Source organism: Streptococcus sp. ELY_90 (assembly GCF_058314475.1).
This window is the reverse complement of the sequence record NZ_JBZFUJ010000002.1, coordinates 1-25,194: the sequence shown is the minus strand read 5'-3', so window position 1 is coordinate 25,194 and position 25,194 is coordinate 1. Positions and strand designations below refer to the sequence as shown.

At 43.1% G+C, this 25,194-nt stretch carries 23 protein-coding genes and 2 pseudogenes; 3 read left to right on the top strand and 22 right to left on the bottom strand.

The window, feature by feature from the left end; all coding sequences use genetic code 11:
- Window positions 1-4: 4 nt before the first annotated feature.
- The 5 genes from thrS to ccpA all read right to left on the bottom strand — a co-directional run bounded on the left by thrS (window position 5) and on the right by ccpA (window position 7,612).
- Window positions 5-1,954, bottom strand: coding sequence for a threonine--tRNA ligase (gene thrS / locus AC4HAF_RS01730; protein ID WP_491096417.1), 1,950 nt, complete (start codon window positions 1,952-1,954; stop codon window positions 5-7).
- Between the two features lie 399 nt (window positions 1,955-2,353).
- On the bottom strand, window positions 2,354-3,688 hold the full coding sequence (locus AC4HAF_RS01725) for a glycosyltransferase family 4 protein (protein WP_491096416.1): 1,335 nt from the start codon (window positions 3,686-3,688) through the stop codon (window positions 2,354-2,356).
- Window position 3,689: 1 nt separating this feature from the next.
- Window positions 3,690-4,688, bottom strand: coding sequence for an LTA glycolipid anchor biosynthesis glycosyltransferase, IagA/BgsA family (locus AC4HAF_RS01720; protein WP_491096415.1), 999 nt, complete (start codon window positions 4,686-4,688; stop codon window positions 3,690-3,692).
- Window positions 4,689-4,922: 234 nt separating this feature from the next.
- The gene (locus AC4HAF_RS01715; RefSeq protein WP_491096414.1) at window positions 4,923-6,386 is read right to left on the bottom strand and encodes an alpha-amylase; all 1,464 of its coding nucleotides are present in this window, start codon (window positions 6,384-6,386) and stop codon (window positions 4,923-4,925) included.
- 224 nt (window positions 6,387-6,610) lie between these two features.
- Window positions 6,611-7,612, bottom strand: coding sequence for a catabolite control protein A (gene ccpA / locus AC4HAF_RS01710; protein WP_491096413.1), 1,002 nt, complete (start codon window positions 7,610-7,612; stop codon window positions 6,611-6,613).
- 164 nt (window positions 7,613-7,776) lie between these two features.
- On the opposite strand from ccpA, the gene AC4HAF_RS01705 reads away from it, so the two are divergent.
- Window positions 7,777-8,856: a M24 family metallopeptidase gene (locus AC4HAF_RS01705; protein ID WP_491096412.1), complete on the top strand. Its 1,080-nt coding sequence runs from the start codon at window positions 7,777-7,779 to the stop codon at window positions 8,854-8,856.
- Window positions 8,857-8,954: 98 nt separating this feature from the next.
- On the opposite strand, the pseudogene AC4HAF_RS01700 reads toward AC4HAF_RS01705, so the two are convergent.
- From AC4HAF_RS01700 to AC4HAF_RS01665, 8 genes and pseudogenes are all read right to left on the bottom strand, one after another.
- Window positions 8,955-9,161: pseudogene (locus tag AC4HAF_RS01700) on the bottom strand (transposase); the annotation flags it as partial.
- A 481-nt stretch (window positions 9,162-9,642) separates the two neighbouring features.
- The gene (locus AC4HAF_RS01695) at window positions 9,643-10,233 is read right to left on the bottom strand and encodes a CDP-archaeol synthase (RefSeq protein WP_491096411.1); all 591 of its coding nucleotides are present in this window, start codon (window positions 10,231-10,233) and stop codon (window positions 9,643-9,645) included.
- 225 nt (window positions 10,234-10,458) lie between these two features.
- Window positions 10,459-11,811 (bottom strand): PTS cellobiose transporter subunit IIC, encoded by a 1,353-nt coding sequence (celB, locus tag AC4HAF_RS01690; protein ID WP_491096410.1) that lies wholly within the window; start codon window positions 11,809-11,811, stop codon window positions 10,459-10,461.
- A gap of 14 nt (window positions 11,812-11,825) precedes the next feature.
- The gene (locus AC4HAF_RS01685) at window positions 11,826-12,344 is read right to left on the bottom strand and encodes a hypothetical protein (protein ID WP_491096409.1); all 519 of its coding nucleotides are present in this window, start codon (window positions 12,342-12,344) and stop codon (window positions 11,826-11,828) included.
- Window positions 12,345-12,359: 15 nt separating this feature from the next.
- The gene (locus AC4HAF_RS01680; protein ID WP_491096408.1) at window positions 12,360-12,674 is read right to left on the bottom strand and encodes a PTS cellobiose transporter subunit IIA; all 315 of its coding nucleotides are present in this window, start codon (window positions 12,672-12,674) and stop codon (window positions 12,360-12,362) included.
- A gap of 7 nt (window positions 12,675-12,681) precedes the next feature.
- The gene (locus tag AC4HAF_RS01675; RefSeq protein ID WP_491096547.1) at window positions 12,682-14,661 is read right to left on the bottom strand and encodes a BglG family transcription antiterminator; all 1,980 of its coding nucleotides are present in this window, start codon (window positions 14,659-14,661) and stop codon (window positions 12,682-12,684) included.
- Between the two features lie 48 nt (window positions 14,662-14,709).
- Window positions 14,710-15,027, bottom strand: coding sequence for a PTS cellobiose transporter subunit IIB (locus tag AC4HAF_RS01670; protein WP_491090961.1), 318 nt, complete (start codon window positions 15,025-15,027; stop codon window positions 14,710-14,712).
- A 403-nt stretch (window positions 15,028-15,430) separates the two neighbouring features.
- On the bottom strand, window positions 15,431-16,864 hold the full coding sequence (locus tag AC4HAF_RS01665) for a 6-phospho-beta-glucosidase (RefSeq protein WP_491096407.1): 1,434 nt from the start codon (window positions 16,862-16,864) through the stop codon (window positions 15,431-15,433).
- A 301-nt stretch (window positions 16,865-17,165) separates the two neighbouring features.
- On the opposite strand from AC4HAF_RS01665, the gene AC4HAF_RS01660 reads away from it, so the two are divergent.
- On the top strand, window positions 17,166-17,831 hold the full coding sequence (locus AC4HAF_RS01660) for an NAD(P)H-dependent oxidoreductase (RefSeq protein WP_491090963.1): 666 nt from the start codon (window positions 17,166-17,168) through the stop codon (window positions 17,829-17,831).
- A 70-nt stretch (window positions 17,832-17,901) separates the two neighbouring features.
- Window positions 17,902-18,291, top strand: a complete 390-nt coding sequence (gloA, locus tag AC4HAF_RS01655; RefSeq protein WP_491090964.1) for a lactoylglutathione lyase — start codon at window positions 17,902-17,904, stop codon at window positions 18,289-18,291.
- 92 nt (window positions 18,292-18,383) lie between these two features.
- Here gloA and smpB read toward each other — a convergent pair whose 3' ends face one another.
- The 9 genes and pseudogenes from smpB to AC4HAF_RS01610 form a co-directional block, all read right to left on the bottom strand.
- On the bottom strand, window positions 18,384-18,854 hold the full coding sequence (gene smpB / locus AC4HAF_RS01650) for an SsrA-binding protein SmpB (protein WP_491096406.1): 471 nt from the start codon (window positions 18,852-18,854) through the stop codon (window positions 18,384-18,386).
- Window positions 18,817-21,162, bottom strand: coding sequence for a ribonuclease R (rnr, locus tag AC4HAF_RS01645; RefSeq protein ID WP_491096405.1), 2,346 nt, complete (start codon window positions 21,160-21,162; stop codon window positions 18,817-18,819). The genes smpB and rnr overlap by 38 nt, the downstream gene beginning before the upstream one ends.
- A 55-nt stretch (window positions 21,163-21,217) precedes the next feature.
- Complete coding sequence (gene secG, locus AC4HAF_RS01640) at window positions 21,218-21,454, bottom strand: preprotein translocase subunit SecG (protein ID WP_491090968.1); 237 nt, start codon at window positions 21,452-21,454, stop codon at window positions 21,218-21,220.
- 48 nt (window positions 21,455-21,502) lie between these two features.
- Complete coding sequence (gene rpmG / locus AC4HAF_RS01635) at window positions 21,503-21,649, bottom strand: 50S ribosomal protein L33 (protein ID WP_003087331.1); 147 nt, start codon at window positions 21,647-21,649, stop codon at window positions 21,503-21,505.
- Entirely contained in the window at window positions 21,649-22,839 is a 1,191-nt protein-coding gene (locus tag AC4HAF_RS01630) for a multidrug efflux MFS transporter (RefSeq protein WP_491091121.1), read from the bottom strand. Before AC4HAF_RS01630 ends, rpmG begins: the two co-directional genes overlap by 1 nt.
- A 137-nt stretch (window positions 22,840-22,976) precedes the next feature.
- A pseudogene (locus AC4HAF_RS01625) lies at window positions 22,977-23,069 on the bottom strand (methyltransferase); the annotation flags it as partial.
- A gap of 10 nt (window positions 23,070-23,079) precedes the next feature.
- The gene (gene coaE / locus AC4HAF_RS01620) at window positions 23,080-23,685 is read right to left on the bottom strand and encodes a dephospho-CoA kinase (RefSeq protein WP_491096404.1); all 606 of its coding nucleotides are present in this window, start codon (window positions 23,683-23,685) and stop codon (window positions 23,080-23,082) included.
- Window positions 23,682-24,503 (bottom strand): DNA-formamidopyrimidine glycosylase, encoded by an 822-nt coding sequence (gene mutM, locus AC4HAF_RS01615; RefSeq protein WP_491096403.1) that lies wholly within the window; start codon window positions 24,501-24,503, stop codon window positions 23,682-23,684. Before mutM ends, coaE begins: the two co-directional genes overlap by 4 nt.
- A gap of 33 nt (window positions 24,504-24,536) precedes the next feature.
- On the bottom strand, window positions 24,537-25,061 hold the full coding sequence (locus AC4HAF_RS01610; protein ID WP_491096402.1) for a DinB family protein: 525 nt from the start codon (window positions 25,059-25,061) through the stop codon (window positions 24,537-24,539).
- Window positions 25,062-25,194: the final 133 nt, after the last annotated feature.

Here is a 25,194-nt window from a genome sequence, read left to right as displayed (position 1 = left end):
TTTCTTATTCAGCATCAGCAGGTTTTGATTTACGGGCAATATCAGCTAAGATATTTTCTGTAAATTCTGCGACGCTTTCGGTGTGTGTCTGTTTGCTGCCGTAACGGCGGACATTGACAGACTTATCAGCCATTTCCTTGTCACCAACGATAAGCTGGTAAGGCACTTTTTGGGTTTGGCTGGCCCGAATCTTGTACTGCATTTTTTCGTTGCGTTCATCCACTTCCACGCGGATACCGCGGTCACGAAGCGTTTTAGCGACTTCCCAAGCGTAGTCAATGTGAGCTTCATTTGAGATTGGGATGACGGTTACTTGTTGCGGTGCCAGCCAGGTTGGGAAGGCACCCTTGTAGTTTTCAATCAGGATAGCGGTGAAGCGTTCCATGGTTGAGATAACACCGCGGTGAATCATGACCGGACGGTGTTCTTCGCCATCGGCGCCAACGTATTTAAGGTCAAAACGTTCCGGCAAAAGGAAGTCCAGCTGAATGGTTGAGAGCGTTTCTTCGTTTCCCAGAGCTGTTTTCACCTGAATGTCAAGTTTTGGACCGTAAAAGGCTGCCTCTCCTTCTGCTTCAAAGTAATCCAATTCCATATCGTCCATGGCTGCTTTGAGCATGGCTTGGGCATTTTCCCACATTTCGTCGTTGTCATAGTATTTGTGCGTGTCTTTAGGGTCACGGTAGGACAGGCGGAAACGGTAGTCTGTCAGATTGAAATCTTCGTAAACATCAATAATCAGCTGCAATGTCTGCTTGAATTCGTCTTGAATTTGCTCTGGTGTGACGAATGTGTGACCGTCGTTCAATGACATTTCACGCACACGCTGCAAACCAGTCAGGGCACCCGATTTTTCATAACGGTGCATCATGCCGATTTCAGCGATACGGATTGGCAGCTCACGGTATGAATGAACATGGTGTTTGTAGACCTCAATGTGGTGAGGGCAGTTCATCGGACGCAGAACAAATTCTTCCCCATCACCCATATCCATGGTTGGGAACATATCTTCGCGGTAATGATCCCAGTGACCGGATGTCTTGTAGAGGTCAACAGAAGCAATCGGCGGTGTGTAAACGTGTTGGTAGCCGGCAGCGATTTCCTTATCGACAATGTAGCGTTCCAGAGTACGGCGAATGGTCGCTCCATTTGGCAGCCAGAATGGCAGCCCTTGACCGACTTCCTGAGAAATCATGAAGAGATCAAGCTCTTTACCCAGCTTACGGTGGTCTCGCTCTTTAGCTTCTTCTAGGCGTTTAAGGTAAGCCTTAAGGTCTTTCTTGTCAAACCAAGCCGTCCCATAGATCCGCTGCATCATAGCGTTATCACTGTTTCCGCGCCAGTAGGCACCCGCTACATTGAGCAGGTGGAAGACTTGGATACGGCCGGTTGACGGCACATGCGGGCCGCGGCAAAGGTCGACATACTCGCCCTGACGGTAAATAGTCAAACCGCCTTCATCATCAGAATGCTCTTCAATCAACTCTAACTTATAAGGGTCGTTTTTGAAAATCTCACGCGCCTCATCCTTGGTAACTTCTTCGCGGATTGACGGGAAGTTTTCTTTGACGATTTTCTTCATTTCTTCTTCGATACGCGGCAGGTCTTCGTTGGAAATTTGGCCGGCTTCGTTATCCGTATCATAGTAAAAACCATCTTCGATGGCAGGACCGACACCCAGATGAATATTCGGGAAAAGACGGCGCGCAGCCTGAGCAAAGAGGTGAGCCGCTGAGTGACGTAAAATCGGCAAAGCGTCGTCATGGTCAGGTGTCACAATCTCAATGCTCGCATCTTCTGTAATGGCACGGGTCGTGTCAATCAGTTTGCCGTTGACCTTGCCAGCCAAGGCTTTTTTAGCCAAAGATTTGCTGATTGATTCAGCAATTTCAAAAGTTGTAACGCCGCTTTCGTATTCACGGACAGCGCCATCTGGGAAAGTTATTTTTACCATTGGATTTTCTCCTTTTGTCAAATTCTTTTTTATTGCCAGCTGCCTTAAGTGGTCGGCACGCAAGCGACAGTCACCACTGTCCACTGTGGTGCAAGCCTTTGGACAGACACCCATGCTTGCTGCGCAATCACCCAAAGTAACTGTCAAGACATAAAAAATACGACGGCCTCGAAAGGACGTCGTAACGTGGTTCCACCTTCATTTATCAGCAGAAAAAACTGCTGACCTCAAGTTTGGCTATATCGTGGCCGCCGTTTTATGTTTGCATAAAAACTTGGGGAGTAGTATCAAATGATAGGTTTACGCTTTCTCAGCTGCCAAGCGCTCTCTTAAAAACCAAACACACCTGATGTGTCTCCGAAATTTATTATAGCAGGATTTTTTAAATTTTCAAGCCTCTTAATCAAGAAAATCGCGAATAGCATTGACCAAACGAACCGGAGCCTTAACGACCTTGACAGATGTCTTAGCCGTTTTTTTAAGAGCGGTAGCCGGAAGCTTGACGGTCGATTTGACAATTTTAATCGATGTATCTGTCTTATTGCCTTCAACAGCCAAGGACAGTTTTTCTCTTTTCTTAGCCTTTTTCGAGATAATCATATCCAAGTAAAAGGCGAAAACAGATTTTCCAAAATGCTCAGCAGAAATTTCATAGAGTTTTTTCTGCCAGAGTTTTTCATCCTTTGCTGGTGTCGAAATGATAGCATCCAAAACAGCATCTGCCAAATCAGACTCTTTTTGGTAGAGGGTACCGAACATTTTATCGGTAATTAAATCATTGAGATAAGGATTGGCCTGAGCGATAATGGGCTTGCCGCTCGCTAAACTTTCAGTATAGGTCAGCCCTTGTGTTTCACTGGTTGAGGCACTGATAAAGAAATCAGAAGCTTTGTAATAAAGAGCCGTTTCATCATAACCGACCATTCCTGTAAAAATAACATGATCAGTCACACCCAGATCTTTTGCCTGCTCTTTTAACTCATCCAGATACGGGCCGTCTCCGACGATAAGCAGCTTTACCTTAGGATTGCCGGCTAAAATCTCCGGCATCTGTTGAATGACTGCCTGAATATTTTTTTCATAAGAAACTCTGGACAGACTTAAGAGAACTGTCTCATCATCAGCAAGACCCAGCTCCTTTCGCAAATCGTCCACGTCTTCCTGGCTGATGTCCGGACGTTCATATTTTTTTAAGTCAATACCTGTCGGAATGATCCGTTTGGGAATTTTCACCGAATAGCCCTCAAGCAGATTGACAACAATGCGGCTGGGGCAGATAACACCGTCAAGATCACTCAGATAGCCGCGAATGATATACTTAACCATACTTGGACGGATAATTTTACCGTTGGCGATATAGCGGACATAGTCTTCGTACTGAGTATGGTAGGTATGAATGACCGGAATCCGCAGCGCTTTTCCAACCATTTTTCCTAAAATCCCCACACTGAACTCTGTCTGAGTATGGATAATATCTAATTTATAGGCCTTGGCAATTTTATAAGACGCAAAAAGTCCCCGATACACAACTCGGCGATCCGTAAAGGAAATAAACGGAACGCTTGGCAGACGAATAATAGTCGGATCCTCATAGCGTTTCACATGCTTATCAGTCGTTGTAAAAATATAGACCTCATGCCCCTGCTTTTCCAACTCTTCTTTCAGGATTTTGATACTCGTTGCAACGCCTGAAATCTGCGGCAGATAGGTATCGGTAAAAAGACCTATACGCATCTTATTCCTCCATTACTTTTTGGTAAACACTGACCAGCTCATGCGCCACCTTGTCAATATTGCGGCTGCGGGCTACTCTGTAGCCGGCCTCTTTTTTGTCACTGCGCCCGTCAAGAACCTTTTGAATTGCTTCTGCAAACCCTTCAGCAGTTGTTGCAAATTCGGCATCTTTGTCTGTGATCCAGCCGTCATAAACCGGTATGTCTCTCAGGATAACATGCTGGCGGCTGGCGAAAGCTTCCAAAACGACAATTCCTTCTGTTTCTTCCAGACTGGGAAAAAAGAAGGCGTCCGCACCGCTCATGGCTCCTTCAAAGACATCACCCTTTATATAGCCGGCAAAGGTAACATTGTCAGGGTGGTTTTTAGCCACAATTGCCCTGACATCATGGGGTATAACCCATTTATTGGTTTCTCCGAACCAGATAAAACGGACATGGGGCATCTTTTCAGCAACCTTGATAAAATCCTCAATGCCCTTACGCTTAAAATACAGCCCTGCGCAGATAACCACCTGCTCATCTCCGGTCAGCTGAAAATAACGGCGAAAGGCCTCTTCCTTGGCTTTGCTGGGCACATAGCGATCCAAATCAATTCCGTTAGAAACAGCATAGATAGGCTTTGTAATCCCATATCCAGCGATTAAGCGTTTTGAATAAGGGGTTGGGGTAATAATGGCATCAGCTTTTTTATAAAAATGACAAAGATATCTTCTAAAAAGCGGCGCCACTAAATTAGAACCGATAAAGGAATTTCTAAAGTCTTCCTCTGTCGAGTGTCCGTGCATAATAATCTTTTTGCCTGATTTTCTGACACGGTTCATGAGACGCCAGCTTTTAAAACCATAAGTATTTATATGAACAAGATCGTAATCATCTTCTGGATTTGTCGTGTATTCAATCCCTGCCAGAGTTAGGGCACGCTCTTGATGTTTGATGGCACGGCCGATACCTGATTTTCTCAGATAGTGCTCTGCCTCCAAATACAGTAAAACTTTCATGTTTCTAATTATAACACTAAATTTGCTGAGATGCCACTGACTGCTGTCACACTGATTTTACCAGTAAAGCCTCTATAGAGCCGGCAGTTTCTGCAAAAATGCCTTGAATAAATCAAGCTGAAAACCACTTATTTCCTGCCTTTAAAGCCCTCTAACAAGCCTAAAAATAAACTGCAAAAAAACGAGGCCCAGACTTCAGCAGTATCGCCGCAGACTGTCAGCCTCGCTTTTTAATTACTGGTGAGCGTCCTTGCTGACCCAGGCAGAAACAGATCCTGCCTGAACCGGAAAATCGCCCCAGCCTTGATCATCTAAAATAACTTCTTCGGAACAGTTATTGAGGTAATCCACAAAAACCTTATTCTTGTTGTATTCTCCCATATTCATATGCTTCCAGCCGGCATCCCCGTTAGTCATGACAACAGCCACACCATCAGGATGGTCGTCATCGCCCAGACAGGTCCAGCCGATACAGTTGGGATGGTCAAAATAATTCTCAGTCGGACCGTAAACATGGTATTTCCTGATATAAAGAAGCTTGTCTAAAACAGTTTGGAAGGACTCTTGCGCAAAGTCGCCTGAAATACCATAATAATCACCATAGAAAACACAGGGCGTTCCTTCCTGGCGCAGTAAGATTAAACTGTAAGCCAGAGGCTTAAACCATTCGGCAACCGTTGATTCCAAGGCCTGTCCTCTTTGTGAATCGTGATTGTCCACAAAGGTAACAGCAAAATCAGGATTGCTTTGCATAAGACTGTCATCTAAAATGGACGCCAAATTGAAATCTGCTCCCTTTTGTCCGGCTTCAAAAAAGTTCATGTGCAGCATGACATCAATTAAATCCATTTGAAGCCCGGTATCATTGAGATAGTCGGTAATGTCAAAATTACTGTCCTTCCAATACTCACCAAAGACATAGAGATCTTCTTTAAAATGGCTGCGAATATAGTGAATGAAATCCGCCATAAAGGTCTTATCAATATGTTTAACTGCATCTAAACGAAAACCGCCGACACCGGTTGTGTCCAAAAACCAGCCGGCCCATGATTTGAGATGCTCAGCGACATCAGGATGCTTGAAGTCGATATCATCATACATGAGATAGTCGTAATTGCCATTTTCCTGATCAATATTTTCCTGATTGGCCCAGCCTTTATTGTCCCCCAGAATCATATAAATTCCTGTTTCATTATGCAGGGCGTCATAGTCGACCCCGGTAAAATGGTACCAGTGCCACTTGAAATCGCTGTAGGCATTCTGCCGTCCCGGAAAATTAAACTGGGTCCAAGCCTCAATCTCATAAGGCTCTGAAATCTTCTCCTGACGGTTGCTGGGATTGACCTTAATGACTTCAAATTTTTCCTTGGCATCCCCATTGGCCTTGTGGTTAAGAACGATATCTGAAATAGGCATAATTCCTTGTTCTTTAAGGGCTCTGACTGCATTCAGATAGTCTTCTTTGCTGCCGTATTTCGTGCGGGTCGTTCCGTTTTGATCAAATTCTCCCAAATCATAGATATCATAAACACCATAACCGACATCATTTGCCCCTGTGCCTTTAAAAGCCGGCGGCATCCATACCTTGCTGATGCCTATTTCTCCTAAATGCCGGGCATCCTGGGCTAAATGCTGCCAGTGCTGCCCGTCAGCCGGCAAATACCATTCAAAATACTGCATCATTGTTTCATTTGTCATGTGTACTCCTTTTATGAAAAGAGTCCAGAAGATAACTCCCAGACTGCTTGCAGAGATAATATCACCCTTAATTCAGACAGCTCCAAGTGCTTTTAACAAGACAAGACCTTGCAAGCCTATCATTTTTAATTCTGTTAAGGGACTGTGAAAGTTAAGATTTTCGGGAAAGCAGAAACAGTGCTGTTTCTGCCGAAACTACCAGCATTTTTGCTCGGCAGCCGCCTTTATTTGGTGGTTCCCCGTTCGTTAATGCCGTGGTTAAGCACAATTTCTTTTTCTTCCAGTTCTTCTTTGTTCATAATCTTGGTTAGCATGCGCATGGCAACAGCACCCAAATCATAAACCGGCTGGCTGATAGAAGTCAAATTAGGACGGGTATAAGACGTAATGGCAGAATCATCGCTCGTAACAATCTCAAAATCTTCCGGCACTTTTTTACCGGCAGCAAAGAGACCGTTTAGAAGACCTGCAGCCAATTCATCTTCAGCAACATAAGCAGCCGTCGCACCCGAATTAATGACCCGCTGAGCAAGATTGTAGCCTTCCTGATATTTGTACTGTGCCTCAAAAACAAGCCCTTCTTTGAAACTGAGCTTATTGTTCTTAAGCCCTTCCTTATAGCCGGCAAGGCGTACCTTGCCGTTGATTTCATCAATAAGAGGGCCTGAGACAAAGGCAATCTTTTCGTGATTTTTAGCCAGTAAGTCAACCGCATTTTGAGCCGCTAATTTATAATCAATATTGACACTTGGCAGCTGGTGTTCAAGGTCAACTGTTCCTGCCAACACAATCGGCGTGCGTGAACGGGAAAATTCTGCACGGATTTTTTCTGTCAGATGGTGTCCCATAAAGATAATACCATCCACCTGCTTTGCAAACAAGGTATTGATGACATTAACTTCTTTGTCATCATCTTCATCACTTGAAGCAAGAACAATATTGTATTTATACATGGTTGCGATATCGTCAATTCCCTTAGCCAGAATTGAAAAATAAGCATTAGCAATATTAGGAATCACAACACCGACGGTCGTCGTCTTTTTGCTTGCCAAACCACGCGCCACAGCATTGGGCCGATAGTCCAGACGGTCAATGACTTCCAGAACTTTTTTCCGAGTATTTTCTTTTACATTTTTATTGCCGTTTACAACGCGGCTGACCGTTGCCATAGATACGCCGGCCTCCCGGGCAACATCGTAAATCGTAATAGTGTCATCTGTGTTCATCCTCGCATCATCCCTTCTACTTTGAAAATTACGCTTCCAATGCTATTCTAGCACGATTTGAAAACACTTTCAAGTATAAGAGTGCAAGTTTTATGAAAAACTTGGCATAAACTTGATTTTTTCCTCCTTTTTTGAAAAAATAGAAGGCGAAAGAAGGTTTTTATATGTCAAAACAAGCACAATTAATTCAAGCGCTCAAACAGGAAGGAACTGCTGCAGCCGTCCTTTCTGACCCTGTTTCTATCAGTTATCTTACAGGCTTTTACAGTGATCCGCACGAACGGCTCATGCTGCTCTTTTTGTTTGCAGACGCAGAACCTTTGCTTTTTTTGCCTGAACTCGATGCCGCAAGAGCCAAAACGATTGTCGATTTCCCTGTTGCCGGTTATATAGATTCTGAGAATCCTTGGGCAAAGATTAAAGGTTTGCTTCCCAAAACCGATTATCCTAAGGTAGCACTTGAGTTTGATCAGCTTAATGTCACTAAATTTAAAGGTCTTGAACGTATTTTTTCGGGACAGTTTACCGATTTGACCCCGCTGATTAATCAGATGCGCCTCATTAAATCAGCTGATGAAATCCAAAAATTATTAAAAGCCGGTGAACTTGCGGACAGAGCTGTTCAGATCGGCTTTGACACTATTTCCCTTGAAGCTTGCGAAACAGATATCATCGCCCAAATTGAATTTGACATGAAAAAGCTGGGTGTTGAGAAGATGAGTTTTGAAACCATGGTTTTGACCGGCAAGAATGCGGCCAATCCTCACGGCATTCCCGCAGCCAATAAGATCGAAAATAATCATCTGCTGCTCTTTGACCTTGGCGTAGAAAGCAAGGGCTACGTCAGTGATATGACCCGTACAGTCGCTGTCGGTCAGCCCGATCCGTTCAAAAAAGATATCTATAATATCTGCTTAGAAGCCCAGCTGACAGCTCTTGACTTTATCAAGCCCGGCGTCACTGCTGCTCAGGTAGATAAAGCTGCCCGTTCGGTCATCGAAAAAGCCGGATACGGAGAGTACTTTAATCACAGACTCGGTCACGGCATCGGCATGAGTGTCCATGAATTTCCATCTATTATGGCCGGCAACGACTTGGTTCTCGAAGAAGGCATGTGCTTTTCTGTCGAGCCCGGTATCTACATTCCTGAAAAAGTCGGTGTCCGCATTGAGGACTGCGGATACGTCACCAAAAACGGCTTTGAAGTCTTTACCAAAACGCCTAAAGAATTGTTGTATTTCTAATATTTTGACCCCCAAAAAACAGACGGCTGTGAAAACCGTCTGTTTTTTAGTCTTCCAGAATTTTAAGCTCTATAATATCTGTAGTGGGGAACTTATAATTAAGCACGAGAGAGAATCAAATGGGTTCTTTCTTTTGTGATGTTTAAAGCGATAAGAATTTTCGTTTTGAAATTCTTGAAGTTTTGAAAGCCAAAGGCTTGATAGTTGATATCTTTGATGAGTTTGTTGGCTGCCTCTAGCTTAGCATTGAAATAAGGACATTCAAGGGCGTTAGTGATATAAGACTTATGTTTAAGAAGATTCTGAAGACAGTTGAAAATAAGGATAGGGATGGTAAGGATTTCTAAAAATCATATTTGAACATCTTTTCCTGACAGTGTGAGCGGGCAAACGCTTAATAATCTAGCTTAGCTTGTATTTCGATATGGATTTGATGATATAAGATAAACAAGATTTTGATGTTTTTATCTTCCCATCTGCTTAAATCTGTGTACTCTTAAGGTGTTCCATTGAAAAGACAACAGTTTTCTGAACAAAAATTATAAAGTGTTTTTCTAAGCGCGATGAGCTCACGCTGCTCATCCGTTAGGTTATCTGCAGTTTTAAAAGAACCAGTTGTTTTAGCCTGTCTGACCCACTTATCAAAAAGAGAAGCACAATGGCCTTGCCCCTCTTGAAATGAGGAACAAGGCCGTTGCTTGATTGTTTATTATTTCACTGTCTACTTGACCGGGAGCAGTTCACTTTTTTTCCAAACTCTTAATTCTTTTATGAAACAGAAAATCTTTATGGCAAAGCCTTTCTTTTAGCTTGAATAACCTGCAAAAGCAAATCAAGCAGAAAAGCTGTAAGGCCGCCTAAAAAAACATAGCCGATATAATACGAAAAAGTCATGGAAGTGAACGCTGCGATAACAGCAATACTGCCTAGAAAAGGAACCACATGATCCAAGACAATGAATACCCACCTGGCCTTACCTTGACCTTCCTGACCTGCAGGAATATTGAAGCGGCGTTTAATGAAACTGTTGGGCAGCTCACAGAGAACATAGGCACTTCCTAAGAGAAAACCAAAAAAGAGATTGAAGAATATATCATTGTGATAGTCAGCAACCAAGGACAGGGAGAGAAAATGCGGAATGATTCCCAAAATCAGTCCCCAAATAACCTGAAAAAAAGTCGTCAGGGCAATCATCCCCCAGAAACCCTTCCACGTTTTATTGGGACCTAAAAAATATCTGCCATCGGACATTTTGAGACCGCCGTCAATCGGCTCATAGGTCCAAGCCAGAAAGTCAGATTCACAAAAAAACTTATTGGCAACCCCGGCCAAAAAGACGGGCAAAAGGGTCACATACATCATCGCAATTGTCTTCAAAAGGTCTCTCCTCTTTTCATATATGCTTATTATAGCACATTCTTAGAAAAGTGGAATAAAGACGTTTCAGGAAAATAAGGAAAAATGATAAATACTTAGGAAGTCACATTAGAATATGAATAAAAAAACCAAAATGATCATGGGCTGGTAAACCAAATGGCTGTTTTATACACCGATAAAAAATTGAAATAACCTAACCCCATTGGGATTAGGTTATTGATTGTATTAAGCACCCTGTTCTTCTTTAAGCAGTTTTCTATCATAATTTCTAATAAATGGATAGTAGACAAGAAAGGCAGCTAAAGCACAAACTAAAGCTAAGATAATGGCTTTCCAGTCTCCTGTTCCTGTAAAGGCACCGATTCCTACCGGAGTTGGCCAAGCAACCTGAGCAAATACCGCCTTAATCAAATTCAATTTCATAGCAAAATAATAAAGAGTAGCAGAGGTCATAGGCGCCAAAATAAACGGAATAATCAAAGATGGATTATAGATAATTGGAATCCCGAAAATAAGCGGCTCATTGATATTAAAAATAGCTGGGACAACTGAAGCTTTACCAATAGCACTCAATTGTTCTGATTTAGCACGAGTAGCCAGCCAAATACATAATCCCAGAGTTGCACCGGATCCGCCGGCGATAACAAACATATTAGACCATTCACCGGCAACAATATAGTGAGCTCCTTTAGCGTTAGCTGCCATATTGGCAAGAGCAATTGGGTTAACAAATGGCGCAAAGATAGTATTAGCACCGTGAATACCAACACTCCACAGAGCTTGTGTTAAGAGGTAAATAATCATAATACCTAACCAAGTATCGGTTAAGTTTCTGACAAAGCCAAATGGTGCCGCAATAACTTGGAAAATGTCTGTCCCTAATACAATAAAAATACCGTTTATGAATAAGACAACAAATGCAATGACAAATCCGGGTATTAAGGCGGTAAAACCACGGGCTACTCCTTCTGGCACAGCTTCCGGCATTTTAATAACCCAATTATGTTTCACACACATACGATAAAGCATAACAGATAAAATAGCCATAATGATAGCTGTAAAAATCCCTGACGTTCCAAAGCGTGTAATAGCGCCGTCAGCAATTGCCCAACCATCTGATATCACTTTCCCTTTTTTCAGATTAAGAACTGATGTCATAGCACCGCCTTTAAAAATAATTTGCGGAACGGTCATCAGAAAGGCAAAGAGTGAAAGCATTGCACCATTTAAAGGATTAAGATTTAATTCTTCTTCATCAGCATATATTTTAGTTAACTCATAACCCATGGTTAAAACAAAATAAAGTGATAAAGATCCCATAGTAACATAGTAAGCAAGCATATAAAGACTTGAAAACTTATAAAATGATGCTTCATAAATATCTCTTATAACCGGCCAAAAACTAAATGAATCTGGTAAAACGTTAAATACCAAAAACATTGAGCCAACAATTGTAAAAGGTACAGATGCAACACCTGCTGCCGTAATGGCTCGGACAACCTTATACTGCGCAATGATACTCATTGGCCCCATAAGATACTTGTCCAAAAAACCGAACAGTCCTTTTTGTTCATCCATAAATTTTTCCTCCATTAAATATATTTTTCGATATGGTTGTGAAAACGGTGATAAAATTTGTCTTCATTGTTCTTGATTTGTCTGATACGTTTGAGATTATACCAGCAGATAACTAAACCAAGAAATTGCAGCAGGGCAAAAAATATATGAGCCGACACAGTATCTGAAAAGAATGGAACAGCTATTGACAGCTGCTGAGGAATCATCGTAACAGCCAGCAGCAACAGCTCTACGATGACCTGCATTTTTAATGTTCGCTCAGTATGTTTAAGCTGAACCTCCTTAGCTCCGTAAAGTTTAAACTGCTCGGCACAGGCTGCAATAATCAAAAACAGCAAAATGACTGGTAAAATAAGATAAACACTTGGCTTATAAACCAGAGAAAGTATCCAATAAAGATTCACAAAGAAAAATAAGGCCAAACTGTATCTAAACAGCAAATAGCGTGAAAACAGATTATTTTTCAGAGTCATCTTTTGTTTTATCTGCTGATTGCCTGCTTTTTTTGATCCTCTGTCTGATTGATGAGACATTTGCCAAATTCCTTTCTAGTTAATTTTCTTATACAACTCCAGCATTTCAAGGGCGACTTCTCTTAAGGTCATGGTTGTCATGAGATGATCCTGTGCGTGAACCATGATAATTTCAATTTTAATCTCAACGCCGCTGGCATATTTCTGCAAAAGTTCGGTCTGCGCCTGATGGGCTTTGAGCATCTCACCGTTTGCTTCCTCGAGCTTTTGCTCAGCTGATTCGTAATTGCCTGTACGCATGGCATCAAAAGCCTCATGCACCAGTGTTCTGGCATTTCCGCTGTTTAAAATAATTTCAAAGGCCGCAACCTGTAATTCTTCTGTATCCATAAAATTCCTACCCTTCCTTATTCTCAGATAAAAAAATTTTCCTAAACGCTGTGAACGAGTCACTTGCAATCAGCTGCTTCTGCCGTCCGGGCTGATCTGTTAAGTCAACAATCTTATTTGTAATAGCGGCCAGCCCATCATTTTCATAGACAGACGGTGACACCAAAAAAACAAGCTGAACATTGTTAAAATGAGTATCCCAGTCAATCCCATGCCTGATGACAGCCACTGCAATTTTATGCTGTTTGTCGATTGCCTTGATTGGATGAGGTACCGCAATCACATCGCTGAAGGCTACAGTACTCATTTCCTCCCTGCGATGCACCAAATCAAGCATTGATTTAGCGTAGCAGGCATCCTGTTTGTCATTGAGTGCATCTACCATAGATTTCAAGAGCTCTTCCTTATCAGTGCTGTCAAAAATCTGAAAATAGCGTTCTGAAAAATAATCATCGAAAATCTGTTCTAAGATAAGGTTATCTTTAGGTTTTTCTATCTTTTTAGAAGACGGCTGAAGCGTCATCAGTTTCTCTTTAATCTGAGCCACTTCTTCCTCTTTTAAAAAGACACTGACGGTCAGGACGGGAACACTAAAAACTAGATGCGACAAATCAATGGAAGAAATAATGAGATCGATTCCTTGCAGCTTATCATCGCTGAGGTCGTAATAGCCGATAACATCGGCAATATTGATGTAAGGACTCAGCTCATTTTTAAGGCGGTTGTTCAGCATTTGAGCACTGCCATAACCTGTTGCACAGATAACCAAAACATTTAATTTATTTTCTTCGCGCTGCCGCTCCAAAGATGCCATCAAATGGAGAGTAATATAGGCGATTTCATCATCAGATAAACGGTAATCTGCAAAAGTCGCCAAATCGTCCACCAGTTTTTGAGTCAACTGAAAAGCATCGCTGTACTGCTCCTTGATTTCTGTAAGCAGCGGATTGTCCAGATGAACATCAATAGCTAAACGCTCTGCCAACACTTCCAAATGAACCAGCAAGCCCTCAATCAAAGTAAAGTCATCTGCAAAATGATAACCGCAGAGCCCGTCCATTTTTTTAAGACTTTCTGTCAGATCATGGCGTAAGAGCATGCTGCTGTCTTTAGATGCTAAAGGCTGCCCGTCATTTTTCTGCGCAATCAGATGAAGAGCGATATAATTCACTTCTTCTATCGGAAAATTCAGTTCCATGCGGTTTTGAATCCTCTTTAAAATGCGCCCGGCAACCTTAATCTCTCTGTGAAATTTTTCAGCATCAATAGCAATAGGAGAAAGATCAAAACCACTCTTAACACGATTGATGGCAAGCGCAATGTGCACCACCAAATTTTGAATCATAAAGTCTGACAGTTTTAAATTCTCGCTACGGCATTCATCAAGAACGATGATGGTCAGCTCTTCAAAACTGATAGGAAGATGGAAGAACTCATCGCCTACATACTGATGCAGATTTTTAAGGAAGTGACCGCTGAAAAAGTAGTCCATAATGAACCGCCTTTTATCGTGCTCACTTCCTTTGACAAAAACACCTTTATTCGCTCTGCTTTCAATACTGAGATCGTATTTCTGCAGTTCTTTTCGGATTTTTTTGAAATCTGAGGACAAGGTGGAACGGCTGACATAGAGCTGATCCATCAGGTCGTCAAAGAAAATCTTATCCTGTTCAAAAATAAGTTTATTCAGAATGTAATTATGCCTGTCAGTGATGTCAATCGTTTCTCTGGCCTGGTCTAAGTTGTTTTCTGAAAGAAAGGTCAGATATTTTTGTTCATCGTTGACCTGCAGCTGATAGCCATAACCTTGTTTAGCAATGATTTTGATACCGGTATCCTGCGGCGAATAAGCCATAAGAGACTTAATATAGGTTCGGGCTGTTCGATCTGAACAGGATAAATGCACAGCCAATTCTTTACTCGTCACAAATCGGTCTCGGTGCTGAGATAAATAATTGACAATTGCCTTTTCCTTTTGACCCAGCATCATTATCCCTCCTTATTCTGCTCTGGGAATAACTATACTGCCATCTTTTCAGAGATTATCCTTAACCAGCTTAGCCATTTTTTCGATTCCCATAGGAATTGGAATATAGGCTTGCGGCGGAATTTGCACAATCGGTTTGTTTTTCTTAGCAGCGGCATCTGCCAGCTGTTTGAAATTCATTTTCGTTTGAGGGCTGACAAGATAGAGATCATAGTTGTCTGCTTCAATGCGTTTTTGTCCTTCCGGAACTCCTACTGCATCCATTTCAATGTCTTCTCCCCGTTCTTGAAGAAGAGTCATTGTTTTTTTAGCAATCATCGAAGATGACATGCCTCCTGCACAAATAATTAAAGCTTGTTTTGCCATAATGGTTTCCTCCATATAATTTTTTCTTTGACTCTATTATATTTGTATTCGTTTACATTATCCATAGATAATATTTCCGTATCATTACGGAAATGCCGTAGCACATGAATAATGCTTTCCGCAATGGCCTGAAAATAGGCAAAAAAGACCGGCTGCTCTGCTTATTTTACCGAAAAATCTATAAAGGTTGTCAGCCGAACAAAATAAAGGGAGTGGGAAAGAACTCAACAAATGACAAAAGAGTTCGTCTTCCCACCCCCGCACAGTTGGCTAGGTTTTCCGCTTTGGCCTTGTGGCAAAAGGAAAGCCAGCCAACCACTGCGTCAAGAGCTTATTCCAAAACAGGAATATTGGACAAGTTTTTGTCCAGCCTCTCTCTGACTTCTTAAGATAATTCAGCATATCATAAATTTTCCCCATTTGACGCAATGACTTTCTTGTACCAGTCAAAGGATAATTTTGGTGAGCGGGCATAGGTTCCTGAACCGTCATCATGCTTATCAACATAGATGAAGCCGTAGCGTTTGCGCATTTCTCCAGTTCCTGCTGAAACCAAGTCAATACAGCCCCAAGGCGTATAGCCCATGAGGTCAACACCGTCTTCATCGACAGCCTTAATCATCTGTTCAATATGAGCTTTGAGGTAATCAATCCGGTAATCATCATGCACCATACCATCTTCTGCTACTTGGTCAATAGCGCCAAAGCCATTTTCCACGATAAAGAGCGGCAGATGGTACATATCGGTAAACCAGTTGAGGGCATAGCGCAGACCCTCAGGATCAATCTGCCAGTCCCAGTCAGATGCTTTAACGTAGTTATTTTTAACCAAATCTTCTGTTTCCAGATAGTCATAGTGAGGGTTGTTAGGCCGGTGACTGTCAATGGCAAAGGACATGTAATAGCTAAAGCCGATATAATCAACGGTTCCAGCTAATAACTCTTTCTTATCTTCGTCAGTCACATCAACCTCGATACCTTTACGTTCCCAGTATTTAAGGATATGTTTTGGATAATAGCCATGGACATGCACATCAGTGAAGTAATAGCGTTTTTGCATAGCCTTTTGGGCCATCAGAACATCAGACGGCTTGCAGGTTGCCGGATAAATGGGGCACATGGCAATCATGCAGCCAATCTGCAAGTCAGGGTTAATCTCATGACCGATTTTCACAGCACGCGCAGATGCTACCAATTCATAGTGGGCTGCCTTGTACATGATGGCTTCACGGTCATCACCTTCTTTGTAGACAATACCTGAATTGGTAAAAGGTGCAAAGTCTTCTTGGTAGTTGGCCTGGTTGTTGATTTCATTGAAAGTCATCCAATATTTGACCTTGTCCTTGTAACGGCGGAAGCAAACTTCTGCAAAGCGGACAAAGAAATCAATAGTCTTGCGATTAGTAAAGCCGCCATATTCTGTAACCAGATGATAAGGCAATTCAAAATGCGATAGGGTTACAACCGGCTCAATGCCGTATTTGAGACATTCATCAAAAAGGTCATCGTAAAATTGCAAGCCTGCTTCATTAGGTTCTAACTCATCACCATTTGGAAAGATGCGGGTCCAAGCGATGGAAGTCCGAAAACATTTAAATCCCATCTCAGCAAAGAGTTTGATATCTTCCTTGTAATGATGATAGAAATCAATCGCTTCATGATTGGGATAATATTTGCCTTCCAGAACTCCTGCTGTAATTTCCCGCGGAACACCGTGCCGGCCTGCTGTCATCACATCAGCAACAGAAATTCCTTTGCCGCCTTCCTGCCAGCCGCCTTCTAACTGGTGAGCAGCAACAGCACCGCCCCAGAGAAAATTTTCAGGTAATTTAGACATACTTCTACCTCCTTGTTTTTCTAGTTTCATTTTAGCAAACGGTTTCAAAATTTAAATAGGAGAAATTTCCTTAGGGGCTAAGGAAATTTTCAGCTTGAAGCAAAAGTCTCTTTTCTTGAATCCATCCTTAGGCGATATCAGACGGCAAAACCAAACGCCAACGCTACAGCTCTTGACTGAGTTTTGCATTAGCAATCAAATCCGGTTCCTGTAAAAGCCAAAATGATCATCTCTTCTTATCCTTTTTAGGGAAAATTATGGTATGATAAATTTATCAAACTAAACTAAGGAGACATTGACCATGACTAAAGAAGACATTAAAAAACAAGTCCGTCAGGCTTTTGATCACCGTGTTGCTGTACGGGTTTACAATGACCAAAAAATCCCCAAAGAAGATATGGAATTTATCCTTGACACTGCCTGGCTCAGCCCGTCTTCTATCGGCCTTGAACCTTGGCGTTTTATCGTTTTAGAAGACCCGGCCATCAAGGAGCAGCTCAAAGAGATTGCTTGGGGAGCCAAGTACCAGCTGGAAACAGCCAGTCACTTTGTACTGTCCATAGCCAGAAAAGATGTCCGCTATGATTCGGAAAATATCCGTCAAAGTCTGATTCGCCGCGGGATAAAGGAGGGAGAAGGCCTGGATGCCCGTCTCAAGCTGTATGAATCTTTCCAAAAAAATGATTTGAAGCTAGACAGTGAACGTGCTTTATTTGACTGGGCTGCTAAGCAGACTTACATTGCCATGGGCAATATGATGACAGCTGCCAGCATGATTGGCATCGATTCCTGCCCTATTGAGGGATTTGACTATGATAAGGCTGATCACATTTTAAGTCAGGCCGGGCTGATTGACCCTCAAACCGAAGGAATTGCCAATATGATTTCCTTTGGCTACCGTCTGCGAGACCCTAAACATCCTAGAGCACGCAAACCGCGCGAAGAAGTGATTACTTGGCCTAAATAGCTGCCGGTTTAAGAGCTTCTCAGCCTAGATGTGCTGATGTTATCTTTACTCATAAAGAAAGGAACTATCTATGAAATTTTTACATACCTGTGTCCGCGTTAAAGACCTGGACGCTTCTCTGGCATTCTATCAAGAAGCTTTAGGGTTTAAGGAAGTGCGCCGCCGTGATTTTCCTGATCATAAATTTACCATTGTCTACCTGCAATTAGCAGACGATCCCGACTATGAACTGGAATTGACCTACAATTACGATCACGAGGCTTATGACCTCGGTAACGGCTACGGTCACATTGCCGTTGGTGTTGATGACCTTGAAGCAAGCCATCAAGCGCACAAGGAAGCCGGCTACACCGTAACCGATCTCTCAGGCCTTCCCGGAAGACCAAAGATGTACTACTTCATCACTGATCCTGATGGTTATAAGATTGAAATTATCGATTTAAAAAAATTTAACGCTTAAGGGCGAATAAAAAAAGCGGGAGACGTCTTTTCCTTTCAGGAATTGACTCTCTCGCTTTTTTTATATAGAAACGGTGTTGATAGCAAGATTTACTAAGCTCGCATGTTGACATTCTTCATGATACGCTTAATATTTCTTTCCTGCTCGCGGCGCTTGATGGACTCACGCTTGTCGTAATCATGTTTTCCTTTTGCCAAACCGAGCAAGACCTTGGCAAAACCATTTTTGAGATAGACCTTAAGAGGCACCAGCGTCATGCCGCTTCCTTTCAGTTCATTTTCCAGTTTTGCAATCTCTTTCTTTTTAAAGAGGAGCTTGCGTGTCCGGTCAGGATCCTGATTCCAGATATTGCCCTGCTCATAAGGCGTAATATGCACATTGTTTAGCCAGGCTTCACCGTTTTTTATCTGAGCAAAGCCGTCCTTGAGCGTTATTCTGGCTGCACGAACACTTTTGATTTCCGTTCCCGTCAGCACAAGTCCGGCCTCGTAGGTTTCTAAAATATCATAGTCGTGTCTTGCCTTCTTATTTTGCGCGACGACGTTTCCCTGCCCCTTTGCCATGCTTGCCTCCTTTCTTCACTGCCTCTTTATAAAAAGGCTTTTTCGTTTTTGATTTCTTTTGCGAAACAGATGACTTTCTGCTGTGTTTATCAGCTGTTGAGCTGCTGTCACTATTGGTCTTATACAAAGAACGCTTTTTAGCTTTTTTAGATCCGGACATCTTTTCAACAACGTCATGGCTGCTTGGCAGGTATTCAAAGTCTATATCTCCCGTTGCTTTGTCCGCCTTAGTCAATTTGACCTTTATTTTCTGGCCGACACGGAAAACCGTACCGGATTTTTCCCCTTGAAGGCTGAGGCTGCGTTCATTAAAATGATAGAATTCCGGCAGAGTTGTCACATGAATCAGGCCTTCAATGGTATTTGGCAGCTCAACAAAAAGCCCAAATTTGACAACACTGGATATGACACCTTCAAATTCTTCACCGACATGGGTTTCCATGTATTCGGCTTTCTTCATAGCCTCAACGAGGCGTTCGGCATCAACAGCCCGACGTTCCAAACTGCTGCTTTGTGCCGCAATTTCAGGAATTCGTTCAGCAAAATGGTCTATTTTTTCAGCAGTTGGCTGACCATATTCACGCACCAAGCGATGAACCAAAAGGTCGGGATAACGCCGAATCGGACTGGTAAAATGGGTGTAAAACTCAGCGGCCAAGCCGTAATGACCATGATTATGCTCTGAATACCGCGCCTGCTGCATAGATCTCAGCAGCATCATTGAGAGGACTTCACTGCCGGGCTGACCTTCCATTTTTTTCATAAAGGCCTGCAGAGCTGCTTGGCTGATATTATTGGCAGTGCCGCCGATGCTGATGCCAAAAATGCTGGCATGATCTATAAATTGCTGTATTTTTTCGGCCTTTGGTTCCTCATGAATCCGGTAAATAAAAGGCAGTTCTTTCTTAGCAAAATGCTCAGCCACACATTCATTGGCGGCCAGCATGAAAGATTCAATCATGCGCTCAGCAATCCCGCGCCGGCGCAGGACGACTTCAAGAGGCACTCCCTTGTCATTAACCAAAATCTTTGCTTCTGAGGTATCAAAATTAAGCGCCCCGCGGTCTTCACGCATCTTCTCTAAAATCTTATGAAGAGCCACCATTTGACGGATAGACGGCACAATCTTGGCATATTTCTTAATCAGGGCTTCATCACCGGCAATAATCTGATTAACATCGCTGTAAGTCATGCGAAATGCCGTTTTGATAACCGTCTGAGTGATTTGATAACGGACAACATGCCCTTGCTTGTCAATTTCCATAATGGCCGACTGGGTCAGGCGGTCAAGATTAGGATTGAGCGAACAGATACCGTTTGACAGACGCTCAGGCAGCATAGGAACTACTCGGTCTGTCACATAAACACTGGTCCCTCTGGCCAAGGCTTCCTTATCAAGAGCAGAACCCTCCTTTACATAATAGGAAACATCGGCAATATGCACGCCAAGTTCAAAATTGCCGTTATCCAGCAGTTTGATATGGACCGCATCATCCAAGTCTTTAGCATCAGCCCCGTCAATGGTAAATGTGATTTCATCGCGCAGATCAAGACGGCCGATGAAATCCTTGCTATCGGGTGTTTCTGCAATAGCCTTGGCTTCTGCCAAAACAGCGTCAGGAAAGGCTGACACGATGTCCATAGACTCTAAAACTTCCAGAACATCTATACCGACATCGTCTTGGTGTCCCACAATATCGCGGACACTGGCGACAAAATAATCATGCCCCCGTGTCGGATACTTATCAATAGCAACCTTGATAATTTCAGTCCCGTCTAAGACGATGGGCTCTTTTTTGATGAAAATCTTTTGGCTGATCTTTTGATTTTTACTTTTGATGTAGCCGGCATAATGAGGTTTTTCATCATCTAAAATAAAGCGGCCGACAACTGTCTTTAAACTGTGCTCAACAATCTTAACCACACGCGCTTCTGCAGCTGTACCCTTAAGACGGTTAGCTACCTTTTTAATGACTACCTCAACCGTATCGCCGTCAATCGCATAGCCGGTATCACTTCTGCCGATAAAAAGGTCTTCTTCGGCTTCATCCACACTGACAAAACCAAAGCCTGCCTTGTTAGCCCGAAAAGTTCCCGTAACGGTAATCTGGTCTTTCTTTTCTGGTTTTTTTCGCAGTGAAATGGTCCCGTCTTTCTCAAAGCGCAGCTTGCCCTTGCTTTCAAGACTGGAAATCTCTTTAATCAGCGAAGGAAACTTTTTAGCACCTGCCATGTTAAGGCTGCCGGCTAAATCATCAACACTTGATTTGCCCTTCTCCTGCAAATAATTAATAATTTTTTCTTTCATTTTCTTTCCTTGATTGTTTCAAAAAAAATAAGCCAGACTAGGTCAAGCTCACTTTTTATTTACTTGATAAAATAGCAAGCGCCAAGGCAATCGCTAGCCAAAAGAAGACTAGAACCGCTGTAAAGCGCTGCATGAAGGCTTCAAAGCCCCGAGCTTTCGTCCGTTCAAACAAAGCTTCCGATCCGCTGTTATCAAAAACATTGCTGCTGGGGTTCTTTTGCGGCTGCATAAAAATCGCAATTACTAAAATAAGGGATAAAACCAGCAGTGCTGTTAATAAAAAGTTGTACATCTACTTACTTCCTCCACTGTCATCTTAGCCATTCTAACATATTTCCTATCAAGATTCAACATGCAGGGTTACTTTTCTTTCCTTAGGGCAGTATTTGAGCACTTGAATTTTTTCAGGGTGATTTTGTTTATTTTTGCTGGTCAGATAATTCTTGCTGCCGCAGCTTGAACATTGTAAATGGATCTTAATACGCACTAAATTTCCTTAACTTTCAAATAATGTCTAAAATTGATGAAACTCCAAGAGAAATTCACAAAGACAATGGCACTGGTCACATAAAAGACCCAATCATAGCCCAGTCCTGCAGCTACGCTCGATCCGATAAAAGGCCCGATAACCTGACCCATATTGGTAAACATCTGATTGTAGCTAAAAATACGTGAAATGCCTTCCTTAGGAGTGATCTTGGTTAAGAGAGAATTAACACTGGGCATGAGAGCTCCTGTGCCAAAGCCGTACATGAACCGAAGCAGTCCCAGCTGCAGAGGTGTCTTCGCATGGGCAAAAGAAATATACATGCAAAAACTGTAGAAAAGAGCTGCCAGCAAAAGACGGTGATTGCCGATACGGTCGCCGATTTTCCCCAGAAAAGAACTAGAGAGCATGCTGGAAAATCCCATGCTGGACACAATCAACCCTGATACAAACATAAGGTTTTCGGTCTGCCCCAGGTGACGGATATAAAGCGTCAAAATAGGCGCAATGGACTGAGCGGAAACCTGAATAATCATACTGGTCACAAAAAGACCCAGCATAACCTGACGGTTCTTGACCTGCTTCAGCAGCTCTCTGGTTGGCAGTTCATCGCTTCTTTTAACGGGTGTAAAATCTTCCCTAATCAAAAAAATAGTCATAAAATTAAGCAGTAAAAGTAAACTGCCGACAAAAAGAAAGAGATTGCGAATCCCTAAAAGATCGGCAAAATAACCGCCTAAAAGCGGACCGATCAAGGTCCCGGCTGTAACGCCCGTTGCCAGAGTTCCAAGTGCATAGCCTAATTTTTCCTGCGGTGCCTGCCCGGCAATTAAGGCTGTTGAATTGGGCACATAGCCGGCAAAGGCGCCATTGACAAGTCTTAGGAGCAAGAGCCAAAAAACATTGGGAACAAAGGCTAAACCTCCCATGGTAAACGCCATAACCAGACTGGCCCGAATCATCATCGGCTTACGGCCGTAACGGTCAGCCAGTTTTCCCCAAACAGGGGCAACCAAGGCCGATGCCAGAGCCGACAGTGACACCGACAGCCCGGCATAGAGCTCAACCTTGCTCGGTTCAGCTCCCAGTTCTTCCACAAAAAGCGCCATAAAAGGCATTACAAGCGAAAAACTTGCTCCGGTAAGAAAATTACCAAACCAAGCCACCCTTAAATTCTGCCGCCAATTAATAGTACTGACACTGTGATTAGTTATAAGTCATCATCTTCCTTCTCTAAACTGCTTCATTATTATAGCACAAAATAAGCCGATTTGATTAGCAATCAGCTTTAATTGAAATTATTTTTAATCTTTTAACTGTTCAGCCTCTAAACCTCAGGCTTATGAGCTGCAATGAGAAACTGCAAGGGCAGCGTGTCCTGTGCCTCTTTAAGAACATAGCCGCCGGAACCTTTCTCCATATTTTCCCCTTTAAAAAGGTTGTCCCTTTTCTAAACGCTCTATCTGCTCCTGAAGCTGCTTGCGAGTTTCTTGCGGACGGCCGTTGTTGTCAATAATGACCTGAGCTAATTTTTTCTTATTCTTTAAAGGCATCTGCGCAGCAATCCGCTTGAGAGCCTCATCACGGCTGTAATGATTGCGCTCCATCAGCCGCTTTAGCTGCTTATCATCATCAACATAGATTAGCCAGATTTCATCAAACCAGTCTTGATAGTCCAACTCATAAAGAAGCGGAATATCCATAAAAAAGAGAGGCTCTTTAACAGCCAAAGCATCACGCCTGCGGGCCAATTCCTCACGAATAATCCGATTTTGCAGCTTGGCAGATTTTTCCTGATTTTCTTTGCTGGAAAAAATCAGCTGAGCCAATTTAGGTCTGTCCAGCTCCTCATCAGCTGCTAAAATCTCTGTCCCAAAGGCAAGAATGAGCGCCTGATAAAGTCTGCCTCCCTTTTTTTGCAGCTCATGCACGACCTGATCCGCATCAATAATCTGATAACCGGCTTGGCGAATGTGCTCCACAACCGTTGACTTACCGGAGGCAATACCACCTGTAATTCCAATAATCTTGCTCATCGTTTTTGACAGGACGGGCAAAAATGCGTCCCGCGTCCTCCTACTTTGATTTTCTGAATCTCTGTTCCACAGCGCGAACAAGGCTCACCAGGTCTGCCGTAGACCTGCAAATACTGCTGCATGGTTCCATCTTCACCCAGCGCGTTGCGATAGGTGCGAATGGTTGAGCCGCCCTGCGCAATTCCCAACTGCAAAATACGGATGGTTTCGTCATGGATCCGTTTGATTTCTGCTTTTTTCAGGCTGTCGGCCGAACGTTCCGGATAGACCTTGGCTGCCCAGAGAACCTCATCGGCATAGATATTGCCTAGGCCGGCAACTAATTTTTGCTCCAAGAGCAGCGGCTTGATGAACTTATGAGAAGACAAGACAGCCCGCTCAAAGGGCGCCAGCTTAAAGTCTGTTTTGGTCGGCTCGGGCCCTAATTTCTTTTGTTTAAAATAAGCATTTTCAGCCGACTTTTCCAGCAGTTCAAATGTTCCAAACTTACGGACATCCTGATAAACCAAAGTGGAGGCGTCATCTAAATGAAAAAATGCATGAAAATGCTTGTTATCAGGCACATCATCAGGAAAGAGCAGGTACTTGCCTTCCATACGCAGATGCGAAATCATAATCTGCTGTCCAAAATCAAAGATCAAATATTTCCCGAGGCGGCGCATGGAGTGAATGGTTTCTCCCGGCAGATTCATCTCAAAGGCATCCAAATCCGTCCTAACCATTTTAGGCACATGCACATCTGCTGACACAATCTTCTTGCCGACAATCAGGCTTTCTAAGCCGCGCCTGACGGTTTCAACCTCTGGTAATTCCGGCACTGTTTCCTCCTTAGCTCTGCTATTCCCAAAAAACTAATCCTTCAGCCCCAGCAAGCGTCTGGCATAGATGACTTGACCGGAGTGCATGGCAGCATCGTCAATGATAGAGACCAAGCGGGCACCGCGAGTAACCGCAGGTGTCCAAGAGTCATCCACAATGTCAGCAAGAGCAGCTTCATTCAGCGACTTAAGGTAGTCTTTAGCAAGATTGGCAGCTGCTTCCAGATAACCCAGCGCAATACTCAGATCATCCACTTGGACTTTTTGAGCTTCCTCCAACGTATGGCACCAGTCTTGCGTGTCATCCGGCAAATCTAAGTTAAACTTTTCCTTCCAGCCCTGGCTGAGCCAAATCGGCTCTGTACCTGCTAAATCTGAAATTTGAAAATCAAGTTCGCGCGCCGTGTGCCATGCCAGCCAAGTCATGGATTTAATTTGACCTGAAATTTCAGCTGCCGGAAAACGATTGGCCTCTTCGACCGTCACTCCTTCAAATAACCGCTCAAACCGTTCCTGCGCACGGTCAACACTTTCTACTAACATATCTAAACAGGTCATAACAACTCCTCCTTATATTATATTTAGTGCAGTTAGCTACTGCCAAAGCCCAAGTGATACACTTGGAATAAGCCACTGTGGATTAGTTAATCTTCTCCAATCGCTTGACGATTTCGAAAAGGCTCTAACCACA

Coding starts and splice junctions, on each gene's coding strand:
- rnr (WP_491096405.1), bottom strand. CDS start 21,162: ATGAAAGAAAAAATTATTAATTATTTGCAGGAGAAGGGCAAATCAAGT.
- AC4HAF_RS01610 (WP_491096402.1), bottom strand. CDS start 25,061: ATGACCTGTTTAGATATGTTAGTAGAAAGTGTTGACCGTGCGCAGGAA.
- coaE (WP_491096404.1), bottom strand. CDS start 23,685: ATGAGCAAGATTATTGGAATTACAGGTGGTATTGCCTCCGGTAAGTCA.
- thrS (WP_491096417.1), bottom strand. CDS start 1,954: ATGGTAAAAATAACTTTCCCAGATGGCGCTGTCCGTGAATACGAAAGC.
- AC4HAF_RS01685 (WP_491096409.1), bottom strand. CDS start 12,344: ATGTCTCATCAATCAGACAGAGGATCAAAAAAAGCAGGCAATCAGCAG.
- AC4HAF_RS01660 (WP_491090963.1), top strand. CDS start 17,166: ATGACTAAAGAAGACATTAAAAAACAAGTCCGTCAGGCTTTTGATCAC.
- AC4HAF_RS01715 (WP_491096414.1), bottom strand. CDS start 6,386: ATGACAAATGAAACAATGATGCAGTATTTTGAATGGTATTTGCCGGCT.
- AC4HAF_RS01705 (WP_491096412.1), top strand. CDS start 7,777: ATGTCAAAACAAGCACAATTAATTCAAGCGCTCAAACAGGAAGGAACT.
- smpB (WP_491096406.1), bottom strand. CDS start 18,854: ATGGCAAAGGGGCAGGGAAACGTCGTCGCGCAAAATAAGAAGGCAAGA.
- celB (WP_491096410.1), bottom strand. CDS start 11,811: ATGGATGAACAAAAAGGACTGTTCGGTTTTTTGGACAAGTATCTTATG.
- AC4HAF_RS01680 (WP_491096408.1), bottom strand. CDS start 12,674: ATGGATACAGAAGAATTACAGGTTGCGGCCTTTGAAATTATTTTAAAC.
- secG (WP_491090968.1), bottom strand. CDS start 21,454: ATGTACAACTTTTTATTAACAGCACTGCTGGTTTTATCCCTTATTTTA.
- AC4HAF_RS01675 (WP_491096547.1), bottom strand. CDS start 14,661: ATGCTGGGTCAAAAGGAAAAGGCAATTGTCAATTATTTATCTCAGCAC.
- AC4HAF_RS01665 (WP_491096407.1), bottom strand. CDS start 16,864: ATGTCTAAATTACCTGAAAATTTTCTCTGGGGCGGTGCTGTTGCTGCT.
- AC4HAF_RS01720 (WP_491096415.1), bottom strand. CDS start 4,688: ATGAAAGTTTTACTGTATTTGGAGGCAGAGCACTATCTGAGAAAATCA.
- AC4HAF_RS01670 (WP_491090961.1), bottom strand. CDS start 15,027: ATGGCAAAACAAGCTTTAATTATTTGTGCAGGAGGCATGTCATCTTCG.
- ccpA (WP_491096413.1), bottom strand. CDS start 7,612: ATGAACACAGATGACACTATTACGATTTACGATGTTGCCCGGGAGGCC.
- AC4HAF_RS01725 (WP_491096416.1), bottom strand. CDS start 3,688: ATGCGTATAGGTCTTTTTACCGATACCTATCTGCCGCAGATTTCAGGC.
- gloA (WP_491090964.1), top strand. CDS start 17,902: ATGAAATTTTTACATACCTGTGTCCGCGTTAAAGACCTGGACGCTTCT.